The sequence below is a fragment of the Luteimicrobium sp. DT211 genome (assembly GCF_049844995.1).
Classification (GTDB): Bacteria; Actinomycetota; Actinomycetes; order Actinomycetales; family Cellulomonadaceae; genus Luteimicrobium.
This window is the reverse complement of sequence record NZ_JBNCMC010000003.1, coordinates 188966-213778: the sequence shown is the minus strand read 5'-3', so window position 1 is coordinate 213778 and position 24813 is coordinate 188966. Positions and strand designations below refer to the sequence as shown.

30 protein-coding genes and 1 pseudogene are annotated in these 24813 nt (G+C 73.9%); 19 read left to right on the top strand and 12 right to left on the bottom strand.

Annotated elements, in window-relative coordinates:
* The first annotated feature begins 7 nt into the window (after window positions 1–7).
* Genes ACLQ14_RS08810 through ACLQ14_RS08795 form a run of 4 tightly spaced genes read left to right on the top strand, consistent with a single transcriptional unit; the run spans window position 8 to window position 3358 of the window.
* Window positions 8–652: a TetR/AcrR family transcriptional regulator gene (locus ACLQ14_RS08810; RefSeq protein ID WP_425812024.1), complete on the top strand. Its 645-nt coding sequence runs from the start codon at window positions 8–10 to the stop codon at window positions 650–652.
* Between the two features lie 9 nt (window positions 653–661).
* Entirely contained in the window at window positions 662–1105 is a 444-nt protein-coding gene (locus tag ACLQ14_RS08805; protein ID WP_425812022.1) for a VOC family protein, read from the top strand.
* Window positions 1106–1136: 31 nt separating this feature from the next.
* Window positions 1137–2423: a class I SAM-dependent methyltransferase gene (locus ACLQ14_RS08800; protein ID WP_425812020.1), complete on the top strand. Its 1287-nt coding sequence runs from the start codon at window positions 1137–1139 to the stop codon at window positions 2421–2423.
* The gene (locus ACLQ14_RS08795) at window positions 2420–3358 is read left to right on the top strand and encodes an MBL fold metallo-hydrolase (protein ID WP_425812018.1); all 939 of its coding nucleotides are present in this window, start codon (window positions 2420–2422) and stop codon (window positions 3356–3358) included. Before ACLQ14_RS08800 ends, ACLQ14_RS08795 begins: the two co-directional genes overlap by 4 nt.
* 75 nt (window positions 3359–3433) lie before the next feature.
* On the opposite strand, the gene ACLQ14_RS08790 is transcribed toward ACLQ14_RS08795, so the two are convergent.
* Window positions 3434–3853: an FKBP-type peptidyl-prolyl cis-trans isomerase gene (locus ACLQ14_RS08790; protein ID WP_425812016.1), complete on the bottom strand. Its 420-nt coding sequence runs from the start codon at window positions 3851–3853 to the stop codon at window positions 3434–3436.
* 137 nt (window positions 3854–3990) lie between these two features.
* Between ACLQ14_RS08790 and ACLQ14_RS08785 the strand changes: the two genes are divergently transcribed.
* The 5 genes from ACLQ14_RS08785 (at window position 3991) to ACLQ14_RS08765 (ending at window position 7895) form a co-directional block, all read left to right on the top strand.
* Window positions 3991–4284 carry a DUF1330 domain-containing protein gene (locus ACLQ14_RS08785; protein ID WP_425812014.1) on the top strand — a complete coding sequence of 98 codons (294 nt, stop codon included), beginning with the start codon at window positions 3991–3993 and terminating at the stop codon, window positions 4282–4284.
* Between the two features lie 116 nt (window positions 4285–4400).
* On the top strand, window positions 4401–5849 hold the full coding sequence (locus tag ACLQ14_RS08780; RefSeq protein WP_425812012.1) for a ferredoxin reductase family protein: 1449 nt from the start codon (window positions 4401–4403) through the stop codon (window positions 5847–5849).
* A gap of 28 nt (window positions 5850–5877) precedes the next feature.
* On the top strand, window positions 5878–6375 hold the full coding sequence (locus ACLQ14_RS08775; RefSeq protein WP_425812010.1) for an FMN-binding protein: 498 nt from the start codon (window positions 5878–5880) through the stop codon (window positions 6373–6375).
* Window positions 6376–6377: 2 nt separating this feature from the next.
* Complete coding sequence (locus ACLQ14_RS08770; protein WP_425812008.1) at window positions 6378–7175, top strand: FAD:protein FMN transferase; 798 nt, start codon at window positions 6378–6380, stop codon at window positions 7173–7175.
* 81 nt (window positions 7176–7256) lie between these two features.
* Window positions 7257–7895, top strand: coding sequence for a dihydrofolate reductase family protein (locus tag ACLQ14_RS08765; protein WP_425812006.1), 639 nt, complete (start codon window positions 7257–7259; stop codon window positions 7893–7895).
* A 66-nt stretch (window positions 7896–7961) separates the two neighbouring features.
* Here ACLQ14_RS08765 and ACLQ14_RS08760 read toward each other — a convergent pair whose 3' ends face one another.
* On the bottom strand, window positions 7962–8774 hold the full coding sequence (locus ACLQ14_RS08760) for a Bax inhibitor-1/YccA family protein (RefSeq protein ID WP_425812004.1): 813 nt from the start codon (window positions 8772–8774) through the stop codon (window positions 7962–7964).
* Window positions 8775–9019: 245 nt separating this feature from the next.
* Between ACLQ14_RS08760 and ACLQ14_RS08755 the strand changes: the two genes are divergently transcribed.
* Both ACLQ14_RS08755 and ACLQ14_RS08750 read left to right on the top strand, forming a co-directional pair.
* On the top strand, window positions 9020–10000 hold the full coding sequence (locus tag ACLQ14_RS08755; protein ID WP_425812002.1) for an ABC transporter ATP-binding protein: 981 nt from the start codon (window positions 9020–9022) through the stop codon (window positions 9998–10000).
* On the top strand, window positions 9997–10824 hold the full coding sequence (locus ACLQ14_RS08750) for an ABC transporter permease subunit (protein WP_425812000.1): 828 nt from the start codon (window positions 9997–9999) through the stop codon (window positions 10822–10824). Before ACLQ14_RS08755 ends, ACLQ14_RS08750 begins: the two co-directional genes overlap by 4 nt.
* Before the next feature lie 460 nt (window positions 10825–11284).
* Here the strand turns inward: ACLQ14_RS08750 and ACLQ14_RS08745 are convergent, their stop codons facing one another.
* Window positions 11285–12517 (bottom strand): MFS transporter, encoded by a 1233-nt coding sequence (locus tag ACLQ14_RS08745; RefSeq protein WP_425811998.1) that lies wholly within the window; start codon window positions 12515–12517, stop codon window positions 11285–11287.
* Window positions 12518–12577: 60 nt separating this feature from the next.
* Between ACLQ14_RS08745 and ACLQ14_RS08740 the strand changes: the two genes are divergently transcribed.
* On the top strand, window positions 12578–13108 hold the full coding sequence (locus ACLQ14_RS08740; RefSeq protein WP_425811996.1) for a MarR family winged helix-turn-helix transcriptional regulator: 531 nt from the start codon (window positions 12578–12580) through the stop codon (window positions 13106–13108).
* A gap of 3 nt (window positions 13109–13111) precedes the next feature.
* Here the strand turns inward: ACLQ14_RS08740 and ACLQ14_RS08735 are convergent.
* The 3 genes and pseudogenes from ACLQ14_RS08735 to ACLQ14_RS08725 all read right to left on the bottom strand — a co-directional run.
* A pseudogene (locus tag ACLQ14_RS08735) lies at window positions 13112–13894 on the bottom strand (alpha/beta hydrolase); the annotation flags it as partial.
* 27 nt (window positions 13895–13921) lie between these two features.
* Window positions 13922–14152, bottom strand: a complete 231-nt coding sequence (locus ACLQ14_RS08730) for a hypothetical protein (protein ID WP_425811994.1) — start codon at window positions 14150–14152, stop codon at window positions 13922–13924.
* Window positions 14153–14192: 40 nt separating this feature from the next.
* Window positions 14193–15074 carry an SDR family oxidoreductase gene (locus tag ACLQ14_RS08725; RefSeq protein WP_425811992.1) on the bottom strand — a complete coding sequence of 294 codons (882 nt, stop codon included), beginning with the start codon at window positions 15072–15074 and terminating at the stop codon, window positions 14193–14195.
* A gap of 119 nt (window positions 15075–15193) precedes the next feature.
* On the opposite strand from ACLQ14_RS08725, the gene ACLQ14_RS08720 reads away from it, so the two are divergent.
* Together ACLQ14_RS08720 and ACLQ14_RS08715 are read left to right on the top strand one after the other, a co-directional pair.
* The gene (locus tag ACLQ14_RS08720) at window positions 15194–15766 is read left to right on the top strand and encodes a TetR/AcrR family transcriptional regulator (RefSeq protein ID WP_425811990.1); all 573 of its coding nucleotides are present in this window, start codon (window positions 15194–15196) and stop codon (window positions 15764–15766) included.
* Window positions 15767–15811: 45 nt separating this feature from the next.
* A complete protein-coding gene (locus ACLQ14_RS08715; RefSeq protein ID WP_425811988.1) occupies window positions 15812–16261 on the top strand; it encodes a YdeI/OmpD-associated family protein in 450 nt (149 codons plus the stop codon).
* A 79-nt stretch (window positions 16262–16340) separates the two neighbouring features.
* Here ACLQ14_RS08715 and msrA read toward each other — a convergent pair whose 3' ends face one another.
* The 3 genes from msrA to ACLQ14_RS08700 form a co-directional block, all read right to left on the bottom strand.
* The gene (msrA, locus tag ACLQ14_RS08710) at window positions 16341–16895 is read right to left on the bottom strand and encodes a peptide-methionine (S)-S-oxide reductase MsrA (RefSeq protein ID WP_425811986.1); all 555 of its coding nucleotides are present in this window, start codon (window positions 16893–16895) and stop codon (window positions 16341–16343) included.
* A complete protein-coding gene (gene msrB / locus ACLQ14_RS08705) occupies window positions 16892–17371 on the bottom strand; it encodes a peptide-methionine (R)-S-oxide reductase MsrB (protein ID WP_425811984.1) in 480 nt (159 codons plus the stop codon). The genes msrA and msrB overlap by 4 nt, the downstream gene beginning before the upstream one ends.
* A 111-nt stretch (window positions 17372–17482) precedes the next feature.
* Window positions 17483–18427, bottom strand: a complete 945-nt coding sequence (locus tag ACLQ14_RS08700; RefSeq protein ID WP_425811982.1) for an NAD-dependent epimerase/dehydratase family protein — start codon at window positions 18425–18427, stop codon at window positions 17483–17485.
* A gap of 70 nt (window positions 18428–18497) precedes the next feature.
* Here ACLQ14_RS08700 and ACLQ14_RS08695 point away from each other — a divergent pair, with 70 nt between their 5' ends.
* On the top strand, window positions 18498–18935 hold the full coding sequence (locus tag ACLQ14_RS08695; RefSeq protein ID WP_425811980.1) for a MarR family winged helix-turn-helix transcriptional regulator: 438 nt from the start codon (window positions 18498–18500) through the stop codon (window positions 18933–18935).
* A 55-nt stretch (window positions 18936–18990) separates the two neighbouring features.
* Here ACLQ14_RS08695 and ACLQ14_RS08690 read toward each other — a convergent pair whose 3' ends face one another.
* A complete protein-coding gene (locus ACLQ14_RS08690) occupies window positions 18991–19905 on the bottom strand; it encodes a TetR family transcriptional regulator (protein WP_425811978.1) in 915 nt (304 codons plus the stop codon).
* A 90-nt stretch (window positions 19906–19995) separates the two neighbouring features.
* On the opposite strand from ACLQ14_RS08690, the gene ACLQ14_RS08685 reads away from it, so the two are divergent.
* The 4 genes from ACLQ14_RS08685 (at window position 19996) to ACLQ14_RS08670 (ending at window position 23210) form a co-directional block, all read left to right on the top strand.
* The gene (locus ACLQ14_RS08685) at window positions 19996–20904 is read left to right on the top strand and encodes an SDR family oxidoreductase (protein ID WP_425811976.1); all 909 of its coding nucleotides are present in this window, start codon (window positions 19996–19998) and stop codon (window positions 20902–20904) included.
* A gap of 96 nt (window positions 20905–21000) precedes the next feature.
* Window positions 21001–21609: a dihydrofolate reductase family protein gene (locus tag ACLQ14_RS08680; RefSeq protein WP_425811974.1), complete on the top strand. Its 609-nt coding sequence runs from the start codon at window positions 21001–21003 to the stop codon at window positions 21607–21609.
* A 51-nt stretch (window positions 21610–21660) separates the two neighbouring features.
* On the top strand, window positions 21661–21984 hold the full coding sequence (locus ACLQ14_RS08675; protein ID WP_425811972.1) for a YciI family protein: 324 nt from the start codon (window positions 21661–21663) through the stop codon (window positions 21982–21984).
* A complete protein-coding gene (locus ACLQ14_RS08670; protein WP_425811970.1) occupies window positions 21981–23210 on the top strand; it encodes an RNA polymerase sigma factor in 1230 nt (409 codons plus the stop codon). Before ACLQ14_RS08675 ends, ACLQ14_RS08670 begins: the two co-directional genes overlap by 4 nt.
* 5 nt (window positions 23211–23215) lie before the next feature.
* Here the strand turns inward: ACLQ14_RS08670 and ACLQ14_RS08665 are convergent, their stop codons facing one another.
* Window positions 23216–23773: a helix-turn-helix domain-containing protein gene (locus ACLQ14_RS08665; RefSeq protein ID WP_425811968.1), complete on the bottom strand. Its 558-nt coding sequence runs from the start codon at window positions 23771–23773 to the stop codon at window positions 23216–23218.
* Between the two features lie 49 nt (window positions 23774–23822).
* Window positions 23823–24731 (bottom strand): LysR family transcriptional regulator, encoded by a 909-nt coding sequence (locus ACLQ14_RS08660; RefSeq protein WP_425811966.1) that lies wholly within the window; start codon window positions 24729–24731, stop codon window positions 23823–23825.
* Window positions 24732–24813 lie beyond the last annotated feature (82 nt).

Here is a 24813-nt window from a genome sequence, read left to right as displayed (position 1 = left end):
AGCGCCCGTGCCTAGGGCCGGGCTCTCCCGGGACGCCGTCGTCGGGCACGCCCTCGCGCTCGTCGACGACGCCGGCCCGACCGGGTTCGCCGACCTGACCCTCGCCCGCGTGGCCGCGCGGGCGGGCGTCGCGACCCCCAGCCTGTACAAGCACGTCGGGTCGCTCGAGGACCTGCGCCGCGGGGTCGCGCTCGTCGCCGTGCGGGAGCTCGGGCGGGCGGCCGCGGCTGCGACGGTCGGCCGGAGCGGGCCCGACGCGCTCCGGTCCCTCGCGCGGGCCATCCGGGGGTACGCGCTCGAGCACCCGGGACGCTACGCCGCGACACAGGTCGCGCCGGACCCGTCGTCCGCGGACGACCTCGAGCTCTCCGCCGCGGGCGCGGACGTCGTCGGGATCGTCGCCGCGACGCTGCGCGGGTTCGACCTCGAGGAGGCTCGCACCGTCGACGTCGTGCGCGCGGTCCGCTCCGCGGTGCACGGGTTCGTGGCGCTCGAGCTGGGCGGCGGCTTCGGCCTGCCCGATGACGTCGGCGGGAGCTACGACGTGCTCGTCGAGCTGCTGGTCGACGGGGTGACCGGGCTGGTCGGGGGCGACGACCGGTCCGCAGCAGCGGACGGCCCGGGGGCGACGGCCGGGCGACCGGGAGCCTAGGCTCGACGGATGGACCAACCCGCCGCCTGGGGCGTCACGGTCGACTGCGCCGACCCCCGCGCCCTCGCCGCCTTCTGGGCGCTCGCGCTCGGCTACCGGGAGCCGCCCGTGCCGGCCGGCTCCGCGACCTGGGACGCGTGGTTCGAGGCCCAGGGCGTCCCGGAGGACGAGCGGGACGGCGCGGCGTACCTCACCGACCCCTCGGGCCGTCTGCCGAGCCTGTCGCTACTCCGGGTCCCCGAGCCGAAGACCACGAAGAACCGTCTCCACCTCGATCTCAAGGTCTCGGGCGGACGCGACGCGCCGCAGGAGCGGCGCGAGGACGCGATCCGCTCGAAGGTCGCCGAGCTGTGCGGCGCCGGCGCGCGCGTCCTCGAAGAGCACGACGGCCCGCGTGGGCTCGACCACGTCGTGCTCGCGGACCCGGAGGGCAACGAGCTCTGCGTGGTCTGACGGGGGCGCCGAGACGGGAGAGACTGGCCGGGTGCCCCCGTCCGATCCCCCGCCCCTGCCCGACACCCTGACCGACGCGCTCGCGCGCCTGCGCCGCTGGCCCGACGTGGAGGGTCCCGATCTGCTCGCCGCCGACGGCGCCGACCGCCTGGTGCTCGAGGAGCTCGCCGCCCTCCTCTCCGGTCCCGACGGCGCGGCACTCGCCGCGCCGGGAGCGGTGACCGTCCTGGACGATCCCTACGGCGCCCTGACGCTCGGGGCCCTCAGCCTCGGCGTGCGCGCCCCGCGGGTCTGGCAGGACTCCGTCGTGGCAGAGCGGGCGCTCGACGCCAACGCCGAGCGCCTGGGCGTCGCGGGCGCGTACGACCGGCACGCGGCCGGCCCGCCCGGCGAGTCCCTCGTCCCGGGTACTGCGCTCGACGGCGCGCGGCTCGTCCTCGTCCGGCTCCCCCGCTCGCTCGCGGCGCTCACGGACCTCGCCGAGGCCGTCGCGCGGCACGCCGCACGCGACGTCGTCGTGCTGGCGGGCGGGATGGTCAAGCACATGACGCCCACCATGAACGAGGTGCTCGGCCGGTGCTTCACCGACGTCCGGGCCACGCGCGGACGCCACAAGGCCAGGGCGCTCGTCGCGTCCGGGCCGCGCGACATCGAGCGGACGTCTCCCGTCTCGGAGCAACCGCTCGACGGCCTGGTCGTCTGGGCGTACGGCGCAGCGTTCGCCGGACCCCGGCTCGACCGCGGCACCCGCGCGCTGCTGGAGGCTCTCGGCCTCCTGCCGGGCCTTCCCGGTCCCGGGCCGGCGCACGGCTCGCCCGTCGTCCCGGAGGGCGGCAGCGTGCTGGACCTCGGCTGCGGGACAGGCGTCCTCGCCGTACGCGTCGCGCAGGCGTACCCGACCGCTCGGGTCGTCGCGACGGACGTGTCCGCGGCCGCCGTCGCCTCGACGACGCTCACGGCGGCCGCCGCGGGCGTGGGCGACCGGGTCGAGGCGCTCCGCGACGACACCGGTCGCGCCCTCCCCGACGCGGCGTTCGACGTCGTCGTGTGCAACCCGCCGTTCCACGTCGGCGCCGCCCTCCACACCGGGACCGCGTCCCGGATGTTCCGCACCGCGGCGCGCGTCCTGCGCCCCGGCGGCGCCCTGTGGACCGTCTACAACTCGCACCTGCAGCACCGGGCCGAGCTCGCGCGCGTCGTCGGTGCGACGACCCAGGTCACCCGCGACCGCACGTTCACCGTCACACGGTCGGTCGCACGTCCTGACGCGACCCACGGGCCGGGCGCCGCCCGGCCGCGCGACGAGGAGCAGTCGTGACCGAGCCCCCGGCTCTGCCCGGCGACCCGCCGGTCCGGGTCACATTCCCGGACCGTTGGGCGGTCGCCGCACCGGCCCGCGGCGACACCACCCCGATCGAGGTGCACGCCCTCGAGGAGCACACGGTGCTCCTGCGGCAGTCGAAGCGCTCGAGCCACGAGGCGCCGGTGCTGGCCCTGCTCTTCGGGTCGCGACGCGCGCTGCTCCTCGACACCGGCGCGACCGCGGACGCGTCGGCGTTCCCGCTGCGCTCGACCGTCGACGCGCTCGTGGCCGCGTGGCTGGAACGGAACCCGCGCGAGGGCTACGAGCTCGTCGTCGCGCACTCGCACGCGCACGGCGACCACGTCGCCGCGGACACCCAGCTCGCCGACCGGCCGGGGACGGTCGTCGTCGGGAAGGAGCTCGCGGACGTCCGGGCCTTCTTCGGGCTCGGCGAGCCCGGGCCCGACGAGGTCACGTTCGACCTCGGGAGCCGCGATCTCACGATCCTGGCGACGCCCGGGCACCACCCGACGGCGATCACCCTGCTGGACCCGCGGACCGGGATCCTGTTCACGGGCGACAGCGTCTACCCGGGTCGCCTCTACGTGGACGACCGGCGCGCCTTCGCGACGAGCACCGCCCGGCTCGCAGCCTTCGCTCCCGAGCACGGGGTCACGTGGGTGGTCGGGGCGCACGTCGAGGCGGCGCGCGCCCCCCGCAGCGAGTACCCGCTCGGCGCGCGCTCGCAGCCCGACGAGGCACCCCTCCCCCTCGCCCCGGACGTGCTGGCGGAAGTCGCCGACGCCGCCGCCGAGCTCTCCCTGACCCGACCGGGACGGGTCGCGCGCGACCGGTTCACGGTCGTCGACGTGACGAGCAAGCGCACGGTCCTGCGGCTGCTCGCCCAGAGCTGGGCGCACCGGCTCCGCGGGCGCAACCGCCTCCCCTGAGTCCGTCGCGAGCTGTCAGAAGCTCGTGAGGCTCGAGCCTCACGAGCTTCTGACAGCTCGGTGCTGCGGAGAGTCTCAGGCGATGTCGACGAGGTCGACGACGAACACGAGCGTGTCCGTGCCGCCGATGCCGGCCTGCGGGACGCCGCGCTGGCCGTAGCCGTGCTCCGGCGGGACCGACAGCAGGACGCGCGAGCCGAGGCTCTGCCCGACGAGGCCCTGGTCCCAGCCACCGATGACCATGCCGACGCCGATCGGGAAGTCGATCGTCGCGCCGCGGTCGTAGGAGTTGTCGAAGACGTGCCCGTCCCAGGTCTGGCCGAGGTAGTGCACGACGATGGTGTCGCCCTTGCTGATCTCGGGGCCGTCACCCTGCTCGAGGACCTGGACCTGGAGCCCCTCGGGCGCACCGCCGTCCGGGAAGGCCAGGGTCGGCTTGTCGCCGAACGAGCCGGACGCGGTAGGCAGCGCGGGCGACTGCGAGGACTCGGACATCGGGGGTTCCCCTCTCGATCGGAAAAGACACCCCACACTAAAGGGTGTCGACCGACCTCGCTGAGCCGTGCCCGCCGCGGCACGGCCCGCGAGCGGCCGACGATCGTGGAGTCGGCTCTCACCCCACTGGAGGTTCCGTGCCCAAGGGCTACTGGGTCAGCGTCTACCGCAGCGTCTCGGACCCGGACAAGCTGGCCGCCTACAACGCGCTCGCAGGAGCGGCCGTCCGGCTCGGCGGCGGGCGGACGGTCGTGCGGGGAGGTCGGGTCGCCGCGTACGACGCCGGCATCGCCGAGCGCACCGTGCTCGTCGAGTTCGACAGCTTCGAGCAGGCCGTCGCCGCACGCGAGAGCGAGGCGTACCAGGAGGCGCTGGCCGCCCTCTCCGACGGCGTCGAGCGCGACTTCCGCATCGTCGAGGGCATCGACTGAGGCCGGCCTACCTGCCGGTGGCCTGACCGGGGTCCCAGCCAGCTCATAGCCGGGGCGGATCCCCCTCCGAGGTCCGCGCCGCACGCTGGAGTCCTCGCACCGCGCAGGAGGACCCCATGACCAGCACCGCAGCCCGCGTGCCCCACGCCGACGGCGCGGCGCCGCACCCCGCACCGGGCGCTGCCGTTCTGCCCCCGGCACCCCCGGTCCTCGGCCGCGCCGCCCGGGCGGACGCCGCCGTCCGACTCGGCGCGGGCGCCCTGCTCTGGCTCGCGCTGCTCCTCGTCACCGCCTGGTGGGTCGAGGACGGCGGCGTCCAGGACCTCGGCGGGTGGGTGAGCGGGCTGACCTCGGCCGGGCGCCTCGCCGGGCTCGGCGCGTCCGTCCTCCTGCTCGCGCAGGTCGTCGCCATGGCCCGGCTGCCGATCCTCGAGCGCGCCTACGGCCAGGACCGCCTCACGCGGGTCCACCGCGTCCTCGGGCTCACGTCGTTCAACCTGATGCTGGCGCACGTCGTCATCGTCACCTGGGGGTACGCGGCCGGGTCGGCGCTGCGCTGGCCCGGGGAGCTGTGGGACCTCTCCGTCCACGAGCCCGGCATGCTCCTCGCCGTCGCTGGGTTCGCGTGCCTGGTGATGGTCGTCGTGACCAGCCTGCGGGCCGCGCGTCGGCGGCTGCGGTACGAGTCCTGGCACCTCCTGCACCTGTACGCGTACCTGGGCGTCGCGCTCGCGCTCCCCCACCAGCTCTGGACCGGCGAGGACCTCACGGCGTCCACCGCGCGGACCGTGTTCTGGTGGACCGTCTGGGGCGTCGCGATCGGCGCGGTCCTGGTGTGGCGGGTCGGCCGGCCCGTCGCGCTCAACCTGCGGACCCGGCTGCACGTGACGGCCGTCGTCCCCGAGGCGGCCGGCACCTGGTCGGTGCACCTGGGCGGCGAGCGCCTCGACCTCCTCCGCGCCGACGCCGGCCAGTTCTTCACCTTCCGCTTCCTCGCCGGGAAGGGCTGGACGCGCGGCAACCCGTACTCGCTGTCAGCCGCGCCCGACGGAGCAGGCCTGCGGATCACGGTCGCCGCCTCGGGCGACGGGAGCGCCGCCGTCGGGGCGCTGACGCCCGGGACCCGGGTCCTCGTCGAGGGCCCGTACGGGCGGCTCACGCACCGGGCCCGGTCGCGGCGCGGGGTGCTGCTGATCGGGGCGGGCGTCGGCGTGACGCCGTTGCGCGCCCTCGCCGAGGGCCTCGACTACGCGCCCGGCGAGGCCGTCTACCTCGAGCGGTACACCCGCGAGCCCCTGTTCACCGCTGAGCTGCAGGACCTCCACGCGCGGCGCGGGCTCACCGTCCTCCGGCTCCCCGGCCGGCGCCGCGCCGCCGGCTCGTGGCTCGGCGACGGCGTCGGGCCGGCGGACGACCTCGCCGCCCTCACCTACTGGGTGCCCGACGTCGCCGAGCGCGACGTGTACGTCTGCGGGCCGCCCGGGTGGACCGCCCTCGTGACCCGCACCCTCGCCGACGCCGGGCTCCCGGCCGACCGGCTCCACCTCGAGACCTTTGAGTGGTGACACCGTGAAGCGCATCCTCTTGTGGAGCATGTCGACGCTGACCGTCCTCGTGCTGCTCCTCAGCTACCACACCTCCACCAGCAGCCGCGTGCCGCTGGGGAGCGAGTCGTCCGTCGTCGCGCAGGCCGGGACCGCCGACTCGGGGTCCGGCTCCGGGTCGTCGAGCTCAGGCTCGTCGGGGTCGGCGTCGTCCGGGTCGGACTCGGGCTCGGGCAGCGGCTCGTCCGGCTCGTCGGGCTCGTCGAGCTCCGCGAAGACCGTCGACGGCGACACCGCCCAGACGCAGTGGGGTCCCGTCCAGGTGTCGGTCACCGTCGCGGGCGGGAAGGTCACCGAGGTCACGGTGCTCCAGCAGCCGAACGGCAACGGCCGCGACCAGCAGATCAACGCGTACGCGCTGCCGATCCTGCGTCAGGAGGCGCTGTCGGCGCAGAGCGCGAACATCGACATGGTCTCGGGCGCGACGGTGACGAGCCAGGGCTACGTGAGCTCCCTGCAGAGCGCCCTCGACAAGGCGGGGATCTGACGGTGAGCGCCACGCCCGCGGGCCCCGCCGTCCCGACGGCCCGGCGCGTCGAGCACGTCATGGGGATGCCGGTCAGCCTCGCGCTGCGCGGCCGCCACGCGGTCGGCCCGCGCGCGGACGCCGCCTGGGAGTCCGCGCTGGCCGAGCTGCGCCGGGTGGACGCCGTCTTCAGCACGTACCGGGCCGGCTCCTGGGTGAGCCGGCTGGGTCGGGACGAGGTCGGGCCCGACGACTGCCCGCCGGAGGTCCGCGAGGTCCTGGCCCTCGGCGAGGCCGCCCGGGTCGGTTCGGGCGGGGCGTTCGACGTGCACCGCCCCGGACCCGACGGTGCCGTCGTCCTCGACCCGAGCGGCGTCGTCAAGGGCTGGGCGGTGGAGCGCGCACTCCGGGCGTTCGACGACCTCGACGGCACTGACGTGTGCCTGTCCGCGGGCGGCGACCTCGCGTGCCGCACGCGCGCCGACGGCTCGCCGGGCTGGCGGATCGGCGTCGAGGACCCGCACGACCCTGCCCGCGTCGTCGCGGTGGTGCCCGTCCGCGACGGCGCCGTCGCGACGTCCGGCCTCGCACACCGCGGCGCGCACATCGTCGACCCGCGCACGGGCGAGGTCCCGACCGTGCTCGCGTCGGTCACCGTCGTCGGACCCGACCTGACCTGGGCGGACATCGACGCGACGACGGCGTTCGTGCTCGGCGACGACGCCCTGCCGTGGCTCGCCGGACGCCCCGGCCGGGTGGGCGTCGTCGTGCGCGCGGACGGGGTGGCCACGACGTTCGGCGGGGCCGCGAGCGCGGTCTGAGGTTCCGGACGGCGGGCGGCCGATGAGTCCGCCCTCGGCCGCGGGTCTTCCCGGTGACGACGACATCACACGGAGGACACCATGGGCCTGATCCACATCGAGCTGTTCACGACCCTCGACCTCGTCGCGCAGGCGCCCGGCGGCCCCGAGGAGGACCCCGAGGGGTTCCCCTTCGGCGGCTGGCAGGCCCCGCTGCTCGACGAGACCTCGGGCGCCCAGATCGCCGAGGCCTACGACGGCACGGACGCGCTGCTCCTCGGGCGCCGGACGTACGACATCTTCGCTGCCTACTGGCCGCACGTCGGCGAGGAGGAGGGCGGCGGGTTCGCCCCGCTGTTCAACAGCATCCCCAAGTACGTCGCGTCGCGGGGCGCACCCGAGCTCCCCTGGGAGGGCTCGGTCCTGCTCGGGCCCGACCTGCCTGCCGCCGTGCGGGAGGTGCGCGAACGGCACGAGCACGTCCACGTCGTGGGGAGCCTCGACCTGGTGCAGACCCTGCTCCGCGAGCGGCTCTACGACCGCATCGACCTCCTGGTGCACCCGATCGTGCTCGGCGTCGGGAAGAAGGTGTTCGAGGGAGGCGCCGTGCCGACGAACCTCACGCTCCTCGAGCCTCCCGCGGCGGGCGAGAAGGGTGGGGTGATGCTGCGGTACGGGCTCGCCGACGGTGTGCCCCGCACCGGCGACATGACCGCCCCCGACCTGGGCCTCGAGAGCTGAGGCATGGACCGGGGACGCCTGCGGGACGCGCCGTTCATGCGGCACGCCCCGACGCCGTCAGCGCGGTCAGTTGCGCAGGATCGACAGGAGCCGCAGGAACTCGACGTAGAGCCAGACGAGCGTGACGGTGAGCCCGAACGCGGCCGACCACGCGAAGCGCGCCGGCACGCCGCGCTCGACCCCGCGCTTGATGGAGTCGAAGTCGATCAGCAGGGAGGCGGCCGCCATCGCGACCGCGGCGATGCCGATGACGACGCCGAGCGGGCCACCGCGCAGACCCCAGCCACCGAGCACGCCCGTCCAGACGAGCACCAGGTTGACCAGCGAGAAGATCAGGTAGCCGCCCATCGCGACGAGCAGCCAGCGCGTGAACTTGGGGGTGACGCGGACCTTGCCCGAGCGGAACAGGATGAGGGTGGCCGCGAACGTCGCGATGGTCGCGAGGACGGCCTGGAGGACGACGCCGTCGTAGAAGTCCTCGTACATGCGGCTGATCCCGCCGAGGAACGCGCCCTCCGCCACGCCGTAGGCGAGGATCAGCGCGGGGCTGGGAACGCGCTTGAACGCGTTGGCCAGGCCGAGCCCGAGGCCCACGAACATCCCGACGACCCACACCCACGGCGCCTGCGGCGTGATCGCGTACGTCACGGCGCCCACGGCCACGAGCACGGCGAGCAGCGAACCCGTCCGCACGATGACGTCGTCGTACGTCATCCGGCCGGTCTGCGTGGCCGTCGCCGACGGCGCCTGGTACATCGCCTGCAGGGTCGCCGCGTCCACGGTGCCGGGCGCCGTCGTCGTCTGCTGTCCCGGAACGGACGGCACCGCTCCTCCGCGCGCGTTGAAGGCGGGGTTCTTGTCGAAGTACGGGTTGGCCACGTGTCCTCCTGGGTCGTTCCGGATGCCCTCCGGAGCGGTACCGCCCATCCTATTCGGACGGGACGACACCACGACAGGGCCGGGCGGCCCCCGGCCGTCAGGACCAGGGACTACCCCGATCGGACCCTGGACATGACAGATGGCACCCCCCGAGCGGGTGCCGAGTGTCTAGGCTCGGACCCGGGCCGCGGCGCTCTGCCCGCCACCCGAACCACACAGACTCGAACGACACAGACAGGACACCCATGATCGAAGCTCATGGCCTGACCAAGCGGTACGGGCCGAAGACCGCTGTGGACGGCATCTCGTTCACCGTACGACCGGGAACCGTGACGGGCTTCCTCGGCCCGAACGGCGCCGGGAAGTCGACCACCATGCGCATGATCATGGGCCTCGACCGTCCGACCGCCGGGACCGTGACCGTCAACGGCAAGCCCTACGCGCAGCACCGCTCCCCCCTCACCGAGGTGGGCGCACTGCTCGAGGCGAAGGCCGTGCACACCGGCCGGTCCGCCTACAACCACCTGCGCGCGCTCGCCGCGACGCACGGCATCCCCACCTCGCGGGTCGGCGAGGTCGTCGAGATGACGGGCCTGCAGTCCGTCGCCAAGAAGCGCGTCGGCGGGTTCTCGCTCGGCATGGGGCAGCGGCTCGGCATCGCCGTGGCCCTCCTCGGCGACCCGAAGACCCTCATCCTCGACGAGCCCGTCAACGGCCTCGACCCCGAGGGCGTCCTGTGGGTCCGCAACCTCGCGCGGTTCCTCGCGTCCGAGGGCCGGACGGTGTTCCTGTCGAGCCACCTCATGTCCGAGGTCGCGCAGACCGCGGACCGCGTCCTCGTCATCGGCCGCGGCAAGATCCTCGCCGACGCGTCCGTGCAGGAGTTCGTCGACGGCTCGTCGACGAAGTCCGTGAAGGTGCGCTCCCCGCAGGCCGCGCAGCTCGCCGAGCTCGTGACCCGCGACGGCGTCACGGTCACCAGCAGCGAGCCCGGGCTCCTCGACGTGTCGGGCTCGGACGCGGTCAGCATCGGCGAGGCCGCCGCCGCCAACGGGATCGTCCTGCACGAGCTCACGCCCGTGACCTCGACCCTCGAGCAGGCGTACATGGAGCTCACCGCGGAGTCGGTCGAGTACCACGCCACCACCGGTCACGAGGGCGCTCCCGACGGCGCCGCCCAGGCCGCCGGCCAGCCTGCCCCGACCACGGAAGGAGCCACGCGATGACCGCCACCGCCCTGCCCACGAGCCCCGCCGCGGGCACGCTCTCGCCCTCGACCTACCACGTGACGTTCGGACGCGTCGTCCAGTCCGAGTGGATCAAGTTCCGGACCGTGCGCTCGACCGTCTGGACGCTCGGTGCGACGTTCGTGGTCCTCGTCGGGCTGGCCCTGCTCGTCGCCGGCACGACCGGGACACCCGACGCGGGCCCCGGCTTCGAGAACGCCGACATCGCGACCACCCCGCTCGTGGCCGGGACCGGCTTCGGCCAGCTCGTCCTCGCGGTCCTCGGTGCGCTCACGATCACCGGCGAGTACTCCACCGGCATGATCCGCTCGACGTTCTCGGCCGTGCCGACCCGCACGCCCGCCCTGATCGCGAAGGCCGTCGTCGTGATCGTCGCGAGCTTCGTCGTCGCCGCTGTCTCGACGCTCGTCGCCGTGGCCGTCGTGACGCCGTTCTTCTCGGGCAAGCCGTGGGCCCTCGACCTCGGCAACGACGACATCCTGCGCGTCGTCATCGGCGTGCCGCTCTACCTCGCCGCGACGGCGCTGCTCGCGCTCGCGTTCGGCATCCTGATCCGGAGCTCGGCGGGAGCGATCTTCGCCGTCATCGGCCTGGTGCTCGTGGTGGGTCCGATCCTGGCCAACATCCCGGTGCACTGGCTCAACAACATCGCGGACTACCTGCCGTCGCAGGCCGGCCAGAACCTCCTGACGATCGACCCGTCCCAGGGCCCGGCCCCGTGGCCCGGCTTCCTCGTGATGGTGGCCTGGGGCGTGGTGCTGTTCGGCATCGGCGTCTTCCTCGCCAAGAAGCGCGACGCCTGACACGTGCTCCACGGAAGGGCCCCGCGGTCGTCGGACCGCGGGGCCCTTCCGTGTTCGCCGACGGTGACGCTGCGTTCGGCGACACGGGGGTGGTAGCCCGAACCGGGCGCGGGCTCTCGGTGGGTCGTACGCCGAGCAAGCGGGGCCGGCGTCGAGCAAGCAGCGGTTCGGTGCTTGCTCGGCGGCGAAGGCTCTTGCTCGACGACGGCGCGGAGAGGCCGCGAGGCGAGGCGACGGCGGGAGCGGGTGGGTGCGGGCAGGTGGTGAAGGACGTCAAGGGGCCGGAAGGCCCCCAGGGGCCTGAAGGCGACGCAGTCCGAACCGCCTGTCCGAGCCCGCCCGCGGACCCGACCACGCGCGCACGACGTCACCATGGGCGAACCGAACGTCGCCGCGGCGAGGTGGTTCGGCTCGTCCGGCGCGTCCCCGTCGACGCCCCGGACGAACCGGTCCGGGGGGGTCAGACCTCGCCGAGGATCTCCTCGGGCGTGCCCTCCTCGACGCGGGCGGCCGCGTTCCACCTGGCCCAGAGGAACCGCTCGCTCATGCCGCGCGCCATGACGTGCCCGGCGGCGAGGAACACGACGATCCCGACGGCGAGCACCGCGGCGCCGACCCAGAACGGGGCGGAGGCGTGGTTCTTCGAGATGAGCCCGGCGATGACGGGCGCGGGGGCGGCGAAGCCCCAGCGGACCAGGTTGAACGCGCCGGTGGTGACGCGGCGGTCCTGCGAGCCGAGGGCGAGCGACATGTCGGTGAGGTTGGCGTTCATGATGCCCATGCAGATGCCCGCGAAGACGAGGACGACGACCATCCACGGCGTCGACGGGTGCAGCGCGAAGATGATCACGGAGACCAGCACGCCGAGGATCGCGACGAAGATCGTCTGCACGGCGCCGATCTTGTGGGCCAGCTTGTGCCCGACGACGAGGATGCCGAACGCGAGGCCGATGCCCCAGCCCGTGAAGACGAAGCCGAGCGCGACGACGCCGAGGTCGAGGAAGACCGGCGTGTAGCCGAGGACGACGAAGAACACGTAGTTGTACGCCGCGGTGATGACGCACAGCACGAGGAACGCGGGCTTGCCGTAGAGCTTGAAGATCGAGCCGAGGCGCAGCGGTGCGGGCTTCTCGGCCGGGTCCTTGAGGCGCGACGCGGACACGACGAGCGCGATGATCATGAAGAGGCCGCACGCGAGGAACGGCACGCGCCACTTGATCTGGCCGAGCAGGCCGCCGAGCAGCGGGCCGACGGCGAAGCCGAGGCCCACGCAGGTCTCGAACAGCTCGACGACCCAGTTGCGGTCCTTCGCGAGCGAGACGAGCAGCACCATCGCGGTCGCGAAGAACATCGCGTTGCCGAGGCCCCAGAAGGCGCGGAGCACGGCGAGCTGGGCGATGTTCTGGCTGAACCCGGCGAGGATCGCCGCCACGCCGACGGTGCTGACGCCGGTGATGAGGATCTTCTTGTAGCCGAACCTCCCCGTCGCCATGACGGCGGGGATCATGCCGATCGCCATGAGGGCGATGTACGCGGTGAACAGCAGCTCGATCTGCCAGGTCGACGCGCCGAGGTCGGCGCCGATGACGGGGAGGATCGGGTCGACGATCGCGATGCCGGCGATCGCGAAGAACGCCGTGAGCGCGGTCGCGTAGATCGCTGTCTTGTTGGGTTCGTTGCGTGTGGACGCCACGGGAACGGGACTCCTTGCGAGTAGCTGTATCTACCAGGTAATTGCCTGTATCATACACCTATGAAGATCGAGGACACTACGGGCCCCGCCACCGCCCCACCCGAGGACCCAGGCGAGTCGCTCGACGACGCCGCGGCGACCGCCGTCCTCTCCCGCATCGAGTTCCAGGTCGCGCAGCTCATGCGCCGGGCCGACCGGTCGGTCAGCCGCGGCTCCAAGCGTCCCGGCACCGGCGTGATGGACCGCGCCGCCTACCTGCTCCTGCACCACCTGGTCACCGAGGGCGCCGAGAACGTCAACGTGCTGGCCGACCGGCTGGGCCTCGACGCCTCGACCGTGACGCGCCAGGTGGCGGCGCTCGAGAAGGCCGGCCACGTCCGCCGCACGCGCGATCCCCACGACGGCCGCGCCGTCCTCGTCGAGCCCACGGACGGCGGCGTCGACGCGCTCGACGCCAACCGGACCGAGCGCCGCGCGCTCTACGGGGACGTGCTCGGCTCGTGGTCCCGGCTGGACCGGGCCCTGCTCGCCGAGCTGCTCGGCCGCCTCAACTCGTCGCTCACCGAGTACCGCCGGCGCGCCGACGACTGACGGTCACCGGCCCGCGTACGCGTCCGCCCACCGCCCGAGCACCTCGTACGCGCGGGCGCGCACGTCGGGAGCCGAGAGGACGACGTCGTGCAGGGCGCCGTCGATCCGCGCGAGCGTCACGTGGGACCCGAGCTGGACGACGCGCGCGGCGACCTGCCCGACGTCGAGCGCCGTGTCGGAGGACCGCATCGCGTCCGACCACACCGGCAGCAGGGTGGACCGCGCCGACAGCAGGACCAGCACGGGCAGCGACAGGCCCAGCCCGCGCGCGACGTCGGCCTGCGCGCGGAAGACGGCGTCCAGCCATGCAGGGTGGAGCGCGAACCCGTGCTCGGGGCGCCACGCGAGGTCGTAGTCCCACTCCCCCTCGAACCGGCTCGACACCGAGCGCGTGTAGAAGCCCAGGTCGACCGTGACCATGCGCCCGCGCGGCTGCAGCCGGGAGCGCAGGCCGAGCGCGGGCGCGACCACCGCGCGCCCGGCCGCGCCCGCCTGGAACTCGAGCCACGGGCTGTTGAGCACGAGCGCCGCCGCCCGGCCCGGGAACGCCGCGGCCCACAGACTCAGCGTGAGACCGCCCGTCGAGTGCCCGACCAGGACGAGCGGGCGATCGGTGCGCGAGCGCTCGCGGGGCAGGATCCCGTGACCCATGACGGCGAGCGCCGCCTCGACGTCGCGGAAGTAGTGCCGCAGGTCGGTGGTGAAGCCGGGGGTCTGGCCGGGTCGGAGGCTCCGCCCGTACTTGTGCAGGTCGAGCGCGTGGAACCGGGCGCCGCGTTCGTGCCAGAACCGCGCGTGCTCGGCCTGGAAGAACTAGTCCGACCACCCGTGCACGTACAGCACGTCGGCACCGAGCACGCGCGAACTGTCAGAACGTGGCGGCGCGATACCCTCCCCAGGTTCTGACACGTCCGGAGAGGAAGGCGCATAGCGGACGAGCGTCGCGACGAGCTCGCCCTCGTCGTCCTCGCCGAGCGGCAGCGTGCGCCGCTCGAACCCGGCGCCGAGGACGTCGGGACGCCAGCCCGCACGCTCCTCGCCCATCCCGTCACGGTAGGTGGGCTCGGCCGACGACGCGCGGCGGTCAGGCCGGGTAGTCCCCCGCCGCCAGGTCCTCCAGCAGGCTCGGGTGGGTGGGCTGCCAGCCGAACCGCTCACGGGTGAGCGCGCTCGACGACGGCTGGTCCACGCCGAAGATCGTCCCGAGGAAGCCGAAGCTCTCGGCGGGCACGGGTTCGGCCGGAAGGCCCAGGGCCCGCCCGATCGTCTCGGCGATCGACCGCATGGTGTCGCCCTCGTCGGCGACGGCGTGGGCCTGCTCGCCGGGCTGGGCCTGCTCGAGGACGAGGCGGAACAGGCGGGCGGCGTCGAGCCGGTGCACGGCCGGCCAGCGCTGGGTCCCGTCGCCGACGTACCCGGAGACGCCGGTGCGGCGAGCGGCCTCGATGAGCATCGAGGCGAAGCCGTAGCGGTCGCCGCCCTGGTGGACCGAGCGGGGCAGGCGGACGGCCGCCGGGCGGACGCCGCGGTCCGCGAGGCCGAGCGCGAAGGCCGCCGTGAGCCCGCGGGCGCCCATCGGGCCGTCGGTCGGCGTCGGGTCGAGCTCCGTCGAGGCCCGACCGGGGACCGCGGGCGTGCCGGAGGCGAAGACGAACGGCTTGCCGGTGCCCTCCAGGGCTGCGCCGAGGGCCTCGACGGCGGCCCGCTCCTCCGCCGTGCCCTCCGCCACCCGCGTGAAGTCGTTGCTGAAGGCGAGGTGCACGACGCCGTCGGCGTCGTCCGCGGCGGCGCGCAGGGTGTCGACGGTGGTGAGGTCGCCCAGCAGGGGCTCGGCCCCGAGGGCGGCGACCCGGGACGCCGCGGCGTCCGAGCGGGCGAGGCCGACGACCTCGTGCCCGGCGGCGAAGAGCTCGGGAAGGACGGCGGAACCGATCCCGCCGCTGGCTCCGGTGACGAAGACGCGCATGACTGCTCCTTGCGATGGGACCTGTGTCTCATCACCGTAGCAACTGATGGGACCTTTGTCTCGTCGTCGTTCGCCGGCACCGGCCGACGGGACCGAAGTCCCGTCCGTAGGATGAGGCCATGCCACGCTGGGAGCCCGACGCACGCGAGCGCCTCGTCATCGCCGCGCTCCACCTGTTCTCCGAGCAGGGCTACGACGAGACCACGGTCGCGCAGATCGTCGAGCGCGCCGGGCTCACCCGGAGCACCTTCTTCCGTCACTTCCCCGACAAGCGCGACGTCCTTGCGGCGGGGCAGGAGACCCTCTCACGCCTGCTCGCGGACGGGATCGCGGGCGCGCCGACCGACGCGGGCCCGCTCGACGCCATGGCCGCGGGCCTCGTGGGCGCCGCCGGGGCGATGACGCCGGTCAGCCGCGAGTTCGGGCCCCGGCTCCAGGCCGTCATCGCGGCGAGCGCCGAGCTCCAGCAGCGCGACCAGCTCAAGCGGGTGGGCCTCGCGGCCACGGCCGCCGGCGCGCTTCGCGCCCGTGGCATCGACGACCGCACGGCCGACCTCGTGGCCGAGCTCGGCATGCTCGCGTTCAAGGAGGCGTACGCGACCTGGGTCGCCGCGGACGACGAGCAGGACTTCGGCGCCCTCGCGACCCAGGCGCTCGAGCAGCTCCGCGCGGCCGCGGTCAGACTGGGCTGAGCTCGCGGCGCCAGGAGCGGCCGCCGTCGACGAGAGGACACGAGCATGGAGTTCCGCAGCACCGTCGAACCGCCCGAGCCGATGCACGGCCTGGAGATCCCGCCGGGCGCCGTCGAGTCCCTCGGCGGCGGGAGGCGCCCGCGGGTCGTCGTGACGCTGGGCGGGCACACGTGGCGGACGCGCGTCGCGATCCTGCGGGGTCGCGACCTCATCGGCCTGAGCAACGCGAACCGCGCGGCTGCGGGCGTCGCCGTGGGCGACGAGGTCACGGTCGGCCTCGAGCTCGACGACGAGCCCGAGACGGTCACCGAGCCCGACGACGTCGCGGCCGCCCTCGACGCAGCGCCGGCCGCCCGCGCGGCGTTCGACCGGCTCACGGTGAGCCGGCGGAAGCAGCATGTGCGCGTCGTCGAGCAGGCCAAGAGGGCCGAGACCCGCGCGAAACGGGTCGCGGCGCTCGTCGAAAGCCTCGGTGGGACGACAGCCGCGGACTGACCGCCGCCGTGCGTGGAGATGACGGACCGCCGGCCGGCGGAGGACTCGGACGAGCCACCAGCCGGCCGGCGGCCGCCCGTCAGGCCGAGGCCTGCTCGCGCTTCGGCAGCACCCAGCCCGGCCGCACGAAGTGGCACGTGTACCCGTTCGGGTACTTGAGCAGGTAGTCCTGGTGCTCCGGCTCGGCCTCCCAGAACGGCCCGGCGGGCTCGATCGTCGTCACGGCCTTGCCCGGCCACAGGCCGGAGGCGTCGACGTCGGCGATCGTGTCCCGTGCGACGCGCTCCTGCTCGGGCGTGAGCGGGAAGATCGCCGAGCGGTAGCTCGTCCCGATGTCGTTGCCCTGCCGGTCCAGCGTGGACGGGTCGTGGACCTGGAAGAAGAACGCCAGGATGTCGCGGTACGTCGTCCGGGCCGGGTCGAAGACGATCTCGACGGCCTCCGCGTGACCCGGATGGTTGCGGTACGTGGCGTGGTCGTTCTGCCCGCCCGTGTAGCCGACGCGGACCTGCTCGACGCCGGGCTGGCGCCGGATGAGGTCCTCGAGGCCCCAGAAGCAACCGCCCGCCAGGACGGCCGTCTCGGTGCCGGGCTCACGGGTGATCTCACCGGTGTCGTTGATCCCGCTGGTCATGACGCGCTCTCCTCTGCGTTCGTGATCTCGGAAGTCTCGAACAGCGCCCGGAACCGACCGTAGCCCTGCTCCTCCAGCTCGGCCGCGGGGACGAACCTCAACGCGGCCGAGTTCATGCAGTACCGCTGGCCCCCGGCAGCGACCGGGCCGTCGTCGAACAGGTGCCCGAGATGGCTGCCGGCGCCTGCCGAGCGCACCTCCGTCCGGATCATCCCGTAGGACGAGTCCGTCGCGGTGTCCACCGCGTCCGCGGCGATGGGCCGGGTGAAGCTGGGCCAGCCGGAGCCGCTGTCGTACTTGTCGGTGGACGAGAAGAGGGGCTGACCCGACACCACGTCCACGTAGATCCCGGGCTCGTGGTTGTCCCAGTACTCGTTCCGGAACGCCGGCTCGGTGCCGCCGTCCTGGGTGACCTGACGCTGCCTCTTCGTGAGGTGGCTCAGCGCCTCGGGGGTCTTGCCGTAGTCGTTCGACACGTTCTTTCTCCTTCTTTCCGACGTCGCTGGCTGCGGCGTCGATGGTTCCAACACCGGGGGGTCCGGGTTTGGTCCCGGGCACCACCGGGCCGGCGACGTGGCGCCCCGTCGCTACGCGTCGTGACCGGCGCGGAGCCACGCGATGTAGTCGGCGGCGGCCGCGCCGGTGTCGTACGCGGGCTCGAACCCGGTGTCCTCGCGCAGGCGCGCGATGTCGAGCCAGCTCACCGGGAGCGGGCCCGCCGACGGCAGCTCGAACCGGAACCCGGGCTCGACGCTCGCGATCGCCGCGAGCACGTCGGCGTTGCTCGTCGGACGGCCGGACCCGACGTTGTACGTCCGGTGGCGCAGCTCGGGGGCGGTCTGCAGGAGGGCGAGCGCGCGCCCGGTGTCCTTGACGTAGCAGAGGTCGAGCGCGTCCTCGGCGCGCGGCGGTGCGAGCAGCCCGCCGAGGTCCGGCTCGGCACCGTGCGCGGCCGCGTGCGCGAGCATCGACGCCGGGAAGAACGGGTCGGGCAGGTGTCCCCCCGGACCCCACGTGCCCGAGATCCGCGCATCGACCAGCTCGACGCCCGTCGCGTCGCCGAGGTAGCCCGCCAGGAGCTCGGTGATCTTCTTGAAGGTCGGGATGACGTGCAGGTGGCGCATCGACAGGGGCAGGTCCTCGGTCAGCCCGCCCTCCGCAGGGAGCCCACCGTAGACGCCGATGGTGCTCGCGGTGACGACGCGCCGGACGCCCCACGCCCGCGCTGCCCGGACGATGTTGAGGAACGCGTCGACCGCGCGTGCCGTGTCCTCGGTCGGGTCGTCAGTGGCCGGCCACGGCAGCGCGACGGCGAGGTGGACGATGCCGGTGACCGGGTAGCGGCGTCCGACCTCGAGGAGCCGGTCGAGGTCCGCGACGTCGCCCTGGACGACGCGCACGGGCAGGTCGGCGAGCCGCTCGGGGACCTCCGGGGCGCGCCGCTGGAAGATCACGACCTCCTCCCCCAGGTCGTGCAGCGCGCGGACGGTGTGCGAGCCGATGAAGCCGGCTCCTCCGGTGACGAGGATCATGAGGCGGAACCTTTCGTTGAGCGACTGATCGTCAGCATGACTGACAATCAGCCTACGTTAGGCTTTCGCCATGTCAAGAGACACGTTCGCCCGCCGCGAGCCGGAGGACTCGCTCGTCTACCTCCTCAAGCACGCGACCGCGGGGCTGCACGCGGTCGCCGACGAGGCGCTCGCACCGCTGGGGATCGACGGCAAGGAGCTCGGGGCGCTGCGCGTCCTCGTCGGGCGCGAGCCGGCGTCGCAGCTCGAGGTCGCGCAGACCCTCGGCGTCGACCGGACGACGATGGTCGCACTGCTCGACGGGCTTGAGAAGAAGGGCGTCGTGACGCGTCGGCAGGACCCGGCGGACCGGCGCCGGAACGTCGTCGAGCTCACGCAGGCGGGCCTGGACCTCTACGCGAAGGCCGTCGTCGCGTACGCCGCCGCGGAGGACGAGTTCCTCTCCCCCGCGAGCGCCGCGGAGGTCCGCACGCTCCGGAAGGTGCTGCGCGCCGTCGTCGTGCGCTGAGCCGCCGGGGAACCGGCACCCGGCGGCGCGCGACGGCGACCGCCGGCGCGAGCGCTCAGCCGGGCTGGATGTACTCGACCACGTTCCCGTCGGGGTGGCGCGCGACCAGACGTGGCCCGTTGGGCCCGGGCGCCGGCCCGTCGAGCAGCTCGCCGCCCCGCGACGCGACGACGCGCGCCACCGCGTCGACGTCGTCCACCAGCACCGTGGCGATGCGCGACCGGATCTCCTCGTCCGCGCCCTCGACGAGCAGGAAGAGGCCGACCCGGGCCAGTCGCACCCCTCGGAAGCCGAACCGGTGCGGCTCCGCACCCCCGGACAGCTCGCGGTAGAGGGGCAGCGCGGCGTCGAGGTCGTCGACGTAGGCGCGGGCGAGGACCGTGCGGACGCCCTCGCGGGCCGAGGGCAGCGTCGCGCTCGCGCCGACACCCAGCACGTCGAAAGCCTCGACGAGCAGGGCGTCGAGGTCGCTCGACGGCTCGGCCGTCCAGGCGTGGATCGCGTGCCCGACCGCGGCGGTGCCGACCTCGGCCAGCAGCGAGGCCCGCGCGTCGGGCACACCCCGCGCCCGGAGCCCCTCGGCGACGACGACGCTCATGGCCGCGGCCTTCGCCAGCTCCCTCTCTCGCAGGGCCGGGTTCTGGGCGATGACGCGGTGTCGAGCCTCGGCGATCCGGCGGCCCTCCTCCAGCCCCGGCGCCATGGAGCGGAACGCCTGGAGCACCGCGGCGAGCGGCGGCTCGCTGTCCGGCACGACGGCCATGGCCTCTGCCAGCTCGTCACGCAGGCCCGACTCGACGTTGAAGAGGACCTCGCGCTTGTCGGCGAAGTGCCGGAAGAAGGTGCGCGCCGTCAGGCCCGCGCGCGCGGCGATGTCGGCGGCGGTGGTCTGGTCGTAGCCGCGCTCGCCGTAGAGCTCGAGCGCGGCCCGTTCCAGGCGATCGCGCGCGTCGGCGCCGCTTCGGGGCATGACGCGAGCATAGCGGTGATGTCACTCAGTGACGATACGCTGTAGTGTCACTAAGTGACACAACGATCACCGGCCCTCGAGGAGCACACCATGCACGTCTTCGTCACCGGCGGCACCGGACAGACCGGCCCCGCCATCGTCGCCGAGCTCGTCCGGGCCGGTCACCGCGTCACCGGGCTGGCGCGGTCCGACGCCGCCGCCGGCCGCCTGGAGGAGCTCGGGGCCGCGGCGCTCCGAGGCACCCTCGACGACGTGGAGGCCCTGAGCGCCGGCGCCGCCCGGTCCGACGGCGTGGTGCACCTGGCCTTCGGCGGCGCCGACTTCAGCGACCCGCCCGCCATGACCCGACGCGACGTCGCCGCGATCCGGGCGCTCGGCGCTCCGCTCGTCGGCACCGACCGACCGCTCGTCGTCACGTCGGGGACGCTGGTGATGCCCGCGGGACGGGTGAGCACCGAGGCCGACGCCGCGAGCCCCGACTCGATCGGCGGCCTGCGCTACGAGGGCGAGCAGGCGTGCCTCGGGCTCGCCTCGCGGGGCGTGCGCTCGGTCGTGATCCGCCTCGCCCCCACCGTCCACGGCCCGCGTGACCACGGCTTCGTCCCGATGCTGATCGCGACCGCACGCCGGACCGGGTTCTCCGCGTACGTGGGCGACGGCTCCAACCGGTGGCCCGCCGTCCATCGCCTCGACGCCGCCGTCCTCTACCGGCTCGCCCTCGAGACCGCGCCGGCGGGGAGCGCGCTCCACGGCGTCGGCGAGGAGGGCGTCCCGTTCCGGGACATCGCCGGGAAGATCGGCGAGAGGCTCGGCATCCCGGTGCGGTCGGTCGACGCCGCCGACGCCGCCGAGCACTTCGGCAACCCCTTCATGGCGATCGTCTACGCCGCGGACGCGCCGGTCTCCAGCGCGCAGACGCAGCGGCTGCTCGGCTGGGCCCCGCGCCACGAGACGCTGCTCGACGACCTCGACCGCGGGGACTACTTCGCCGCACCGTGATCCTGGGTCCGCTCGAGGTGTCGGATCGGGGCCGTCGTGTTCGTCGAAGGGGTGAGGCCACCCGACCGAGGCGGCCGGAGCCGGAGGACCACGACCATGAAGCTGACAACCATGACCCAGGTGACCCTCGACGGGGTGATGCAGGGCAACGGCGCCACGTCCGACGACCGCAGGAACGGGTTCGAGCGTGGCGGCTGGGCCCTGGGAGCGGGCGACGACGAGACCCGCGACCTCATCACCCGGACGTACGAGCGCGCCGACGCCTTCCTGTTCGGCAGGCGGACCTACGAGCTCTTCGCCGGCTCGTGGGGATCGGTCGACGCGATGCGCGCGCACCCCATCGGCCTGGCCCTGGAGCGCGCGCCCAAGTACGTCGCCTCGACGACGCTCGAGACCCCGACCTGGCCGCGGACCACGGTGCTCCGCGGCGACCTCGCCGACGCCGTCAGCGAGCTCAAGGCCGCGCCCGGCGGCGAGCTGCAGGTGCACGGCAGCGGCGCCCTGGTCCGGTGGCTGCTGGAGCACGACCTGGTCGACGAGCTCACGCTGATCGTCGTCCCGGTGATCCTGGGCCAGGGCACGCGGCTGTTCCCCGACGACGGCCCCGACCGCGCGCTCGTCCCCGTCGGGTCGCGGGCCGACTCGAAGGGCGTGACGATCCAGGTCTACCGCCCCGCCGGGCGCCCGCACTACGCCACGGCCTGATCCCCGACCACCCCACCCGCGCAGGTCTCGACACCCGAGGAGACGAGTTCGATGCAGTACCTGGTTTCCGTGATCGACGACAGGATCGACCCGGGCCGCGACGACCGCGAGCCCCTCATCAGCGCGTTCAACGAACGGCTCATGGCCGCCGGCCACTGGGTCTTCGCGGGCGGCCTCGCCGCCACCGACGCCGCGACCGTCGTCGACAACCGCGGCGAGCAGCCGATGCTCACCGACGGGCCGTTCGTGGAGTCGAAGGAGTTCCTCGCCGGCGTGTGGATCTGGGAGGCCCCGGACCTCGACGTGGCGCTCGAGCTCGCGACCGAGGCGTCGAAGGTCTGCGACCGGAAGATCGAGGTGCGGCCGTTCCTGTGAACGACGCCGCAGCAGCCGTCGCCCGGGCCCACCGCGACGAGTGGGCCCGGCTGGTCGGCTCGCTGACGCGCCGGTTCGGCGACCTCGACGTCGCCGAGGAGGCCGCGGCCGAGGCGTTCGCCGCCGCCGTCGCGCGGTGGCCCGTCGACGGGACGCCCCGCAACCCGGCCGCGTGGCTCACGACGACGGCGCAGCGCAAGGCCGTCGACCGGATCCGGCGCGAGAGCACGCGCGACGCGAGGCACCGGGAGGCACGGATGCTGCACGACAGCCCGCCCGAGCCCCGTGGCGCCGTCGACGACGACCGGCTGCGGCTCCTCTTCGTCTGCTGCCACCCGGCTCTGGCGATGCCGAGCCGGGTGGCGCTCACGCTGCGCCTGGTCGGCGGCCTCACCGTCCCCGAGATCGCCCGTGCGTTCCTCGCGCAGGAGGCCGCGATCGGGCAGCGCATCACGCGCGCCAAGGCCAAGATCCGGGCCGCGAGCATCCCGTACCGGGTACCGTCCGACGACGACCTCCCCGCCCGGGTGACCGGCGTCCTCGCCGTGCTCTACCTCGTGTTCAACGAGGGCTACCTGGCCGGCGGCCCCGACACCGACCCGGTGCGGCAGGACCTCACCGCCGAGGCGATCCGGCTCGTCCGGCTGCTCCGCGACCTCCTGCCCGACGACGGCGAGGTGGCCGGCCTCCTGGCCCTGATGCTGCTGACGGAGGCACGCCGCGCGGCCCGGGTCGAGGGCGGGGAGCTCGTCACGCTCGACGCGCAGGACCGCGCCTCCTGGGACCCGGACCTGATCGCCGAGGGACACCGGCTGGTGCGCGAGCGTCTCGCCGCCGCCGCAGCCGGGACCGCGCCCGGCCGCTACCAGATCCTCGCGGCGATCAACGCGGTGCACACGTCCGCCCGCGACGCGCGCGACACGGACTGGTCGCAGGTCGTCGCTCTCTACGACCAGCTCGCCCGGCTGGACCCCTCGCCCGTCGTCGCCCTCAACCGGGCGATCGCAGTGGCCGAGCTCGAGGGGCCTGACGTCGCCCTGGCACTCGTCGAGCCGCTCGCGCCCGACCTCGACGGGTACCACCCGTACCACGCGACCCGGGCGGACCTGCTGCGCCGGCTCGGTCTCGACACCGAGGCCCGCGCCGCCTACGACCGCGCCATCGTCCTGACCGGCAACACCGCCGAGGTCGCCGCCCTGTCCCGGCGTCGGGACGGGCTGCCGTGACCCTGTCACCAGGTCGCGGGGTGGATGAAGTCGGCAGCCGGCCTACCGAGCCACTGCGTGATGCGCATGACGAGCGCCAGGTCCGCCTGCCGGGCGGAGCGGAGGTTGGTCAGTCGCGCGGGCGTGCAGCCCAGCACATCCGCCAGCCCGGACCACGTCAGGCCGAGCTCGCGCCGTCGCTCGTCGAGAGCCACGTGCAGCTGGGGCAGGTCCCAGCGAAGCCGCCGATCGGGTCCGGCCTCAGGCAGACGCGTGTCTCCCACGTCGCGCGCGTCCCGGACGAAGTCCTCGGGCGGGCGACCGAGCCACCGCAGCATGAAGAGCGCGTACTGGCACGACGTGTCCTCGCGTGCCGGCAAGCGGGAGACCGCTCCCCCGCACAGGCAGTGGTCCTCGGGGCGCTGCGCGTTCAGGTCGGCCGACTGGTCCCACAGCTCGTCGGTGAGGGTGTACCAGGTCAGCCCACGCGACCTGCGCTCGGCGTCGAAGGCGCGGGTGAACGCACCGAAGTCGAACTCCGGGCGCGGCACGACCTCCGGCTCGCGTACCGATCCACTCGTCATCATCGGTCTCCCCCACGACACACGCGAACGTCAGGTCGGAACGAGCCGCTCAACCACCGGCCGCGACGCTGCTCGCGAGCCGCCACATCTCGTAGCTCCCGCACTCTGCGGTGACGTCCGCCGTCGCCTGAGCCGCAGCGAAGAAGTCGTCCGCCAACCGCGAGGGTCGCGAGGCCGCCATCGCGACGCCGACCTGGTCCGGCGCCAGCTCCCGGACGGGCACGTAGCTGATGTCGGGACGGGAGTAGAACAGGCTCTCCGAGCTCGCGACGAACGTGATGCCGCGGCCGGCGGCGACGTGCTCGAGCTTCTCGTCCACCCCGTGCGCCCGGAGCCCCGAGTCGGGGTATGGGAGCCGGGTGGGGCGCGTGCTCGCGTCGCCGTGCCAGATCAGCCGCTCGCCGGCCAGGTCGGACTCCGAGATCTCCTCCTTGCCAGCCAACGGATGGCTCGTGGGCAGCGCGACCAGGAGCGGCTCGGTGAAGAGCGGGACCAGACGCAGCCCGGTCTCGTCGACGGGCAGGCGCACGAAGCCGACGTCGACCCGGCCGTCGAGCACCGTCTGCGCCTGGTCGTCCCATTCCGTGCGCTGCACGTCCACGACGACGTCGGGATGCCGCGCTCCGAACGCCCGTGCGGCCGGGATCACCGGGATACCGGCGCGGAATCCCACGACCAGCCGCCGCCCGCCTCGTGCCGCCACGGACACCCGGCGCCGGACCGCACGGGCGGACGCGAGCAACGGACCGGCGTCGTCCAGCAGCTGGCGGCCTGCATCGGTCAGCACCACGCCGTGGCTGTCCCTGATGAACAGGGGCGCGCCGAGGTCGTCCTCGAGCGCGCGGATCTGCCGGCTGAGCGCCGGCTGCGCGATGTGCAGCTCCTCGGCGGCCCGCCCGAAGTGCAGCGCGTCGGCGACCGTGACGAAGTAGCGCAGCTTGCGCAGGTCCAGATCCATGGGGCCTCCCGGTCCGGCAATGCCTTCAAGGTATCACCGCGGTCGAAATGGGTCTTGGACACCGCCTCACGCCGGTGACATC

Coding starts and splice junctions, on each gene's coding strand:
- ACLQ14_RS08805 (WP_425812022.1), top strand. CDS start 662: ATGGACCAACCCGCCGCCTGGGGCGTCACGGTCGACTGCGCCGACCCC.
- ACLQ14_RS08790 (WP_425812016.1), bottom strand. CDS start 3,853: ATGTCCGAGTCCTCGCAGTCGCCCGCGCTGCCTACCGCGTCCGGCTCG.
- ACLQ14_RS08780 (WP_425812012.1), top strand. CDS start 4,401: ATGACCAGCACCGCAGCCCGCGTGCCCCACGCCGACGGCGCGGCGCCG.
- ACLQ14_RS08775 (WP_425812010.1), top strand. CDS start 5,878: ATGTCGACGCTGACCGTCCTCGTGCTGCTCCTCAGCTACCACACCTCC.
- ACLQ14_RS08765 (WP_425812006.1), top strand. CDS start 7,257: ATGGGCCTGATCCACATCGAGCTGTTCACGACCCTCGACCTCGTCGCG.
- ACLQ14_RS08755 (WP_425812002.1), top strand. CDS start 9,020: ATGATCGAAGCTCATGGCCTGACCAAGCGGTACGGGCCGAAGACCGCT.
- ACLQ14_RS08750 (WP_425812000.1), top strand. CDS start 9,997: ATGACCGCCACCGCCCTGCCCACGAGCCCCGCCGCGGGCACGCTCTCG.
- ACLQ14_RS08740 (WP_425811996.1), top strand. CDS start 12,578: ATGAAGATCGAGGACACTACGGGCCCCGCCACCGCCCCACCCGAGGAC.
- ACLQ14_RS08730 (WP_425811994.1), bottom strand. CDS start 14,152: ATGGGCGAGGAGCGTGCGGGCTGGCGTCCCGACGTCCTCGGCGCCGGG.
- ACLQ14_RS08725 (WP_425811992.1), bottom strand. CDS start 15,074: ATGCGCGTCTTCGTCACCGGAGCCAGCGGCGGGATCGGTTCCGCCGTC.
- ACLQ14_RS08720 (WP_425811990.1), top strand. CDS start 15,194: ATGCCACGCTGGGAGCCCGACGCACGCGAGCGCCTCGTCATCGCCGCG.
- ACLQ14_RS08715 (WP_425811988.1), top strand. CDS start 15,812: ATGGAGTTCCGCAGCACCGTCGAACCGCCCGAGCCGATGCACGGCCTG.
- msrA (WP_425811986.1), bottom strand. CDS start 16,895: ATGACCAGCGGGATCAACGACACCGGTGAGATCACCCGTGAGCCCGGC.
- ACLQ14_RS08700 (WP_425811982.1), bottom strand. CDS start 18,427: ATGATCCTCGTCACCGGAGGAGCCGGCTTCATCGGCTCGCACACCGTC.
- ACLQ14_RS08695 (WP_425811980.1), top strand. CDS start 18,498: ATGTCAAGAGACACGTTCGCCCGCCGCGAGCCGGAGGACTCGCTCGTC.
- ACLQ14_RS08690 (WP_425811978.1), bottom strand. CDS start 19,905: ATGCCCCGAAGCGGCGCCGACGCGCGCGATCGCCTGGAACGGGCCGCG.
- ACLQ14_RS08685 (WP_425811976.1), top strand. CDS start 19,996: ATGCACGTCTTCGTCACCGGCGGCACCGGACAGACCGGCCCCGCCATC.
- ACLQ14_RS08680 (WP_425811974.1), top strand. CDS start 21,001: ATGAAGCTGACAACCATGACCCAGGTGACCCTCGACGGGGTGATGCAG.
- ACLQ14_RS08675 (WP_425811972.1), top strand. CDS start 21,661: ATGCAGTACCTGGTTTCCGTGATCGACGACAGGATCGACCCGGGCCGC.
- ACLQ14_RS08665 (WP_425811968.1), bottom strand. CDS start 23,773: ATGACGAGTGGATCGGTACGCGAGCCGGAGGTCGTGCCGCGCCCGGAG.
- ACLQ14_RS08660 (WP_425811966.1), bottom strand. CDS start 24,731: ATGGATCTGGACCTGCGCAAGCTGCGCTACTTCGTCACGGTCGCCGAC.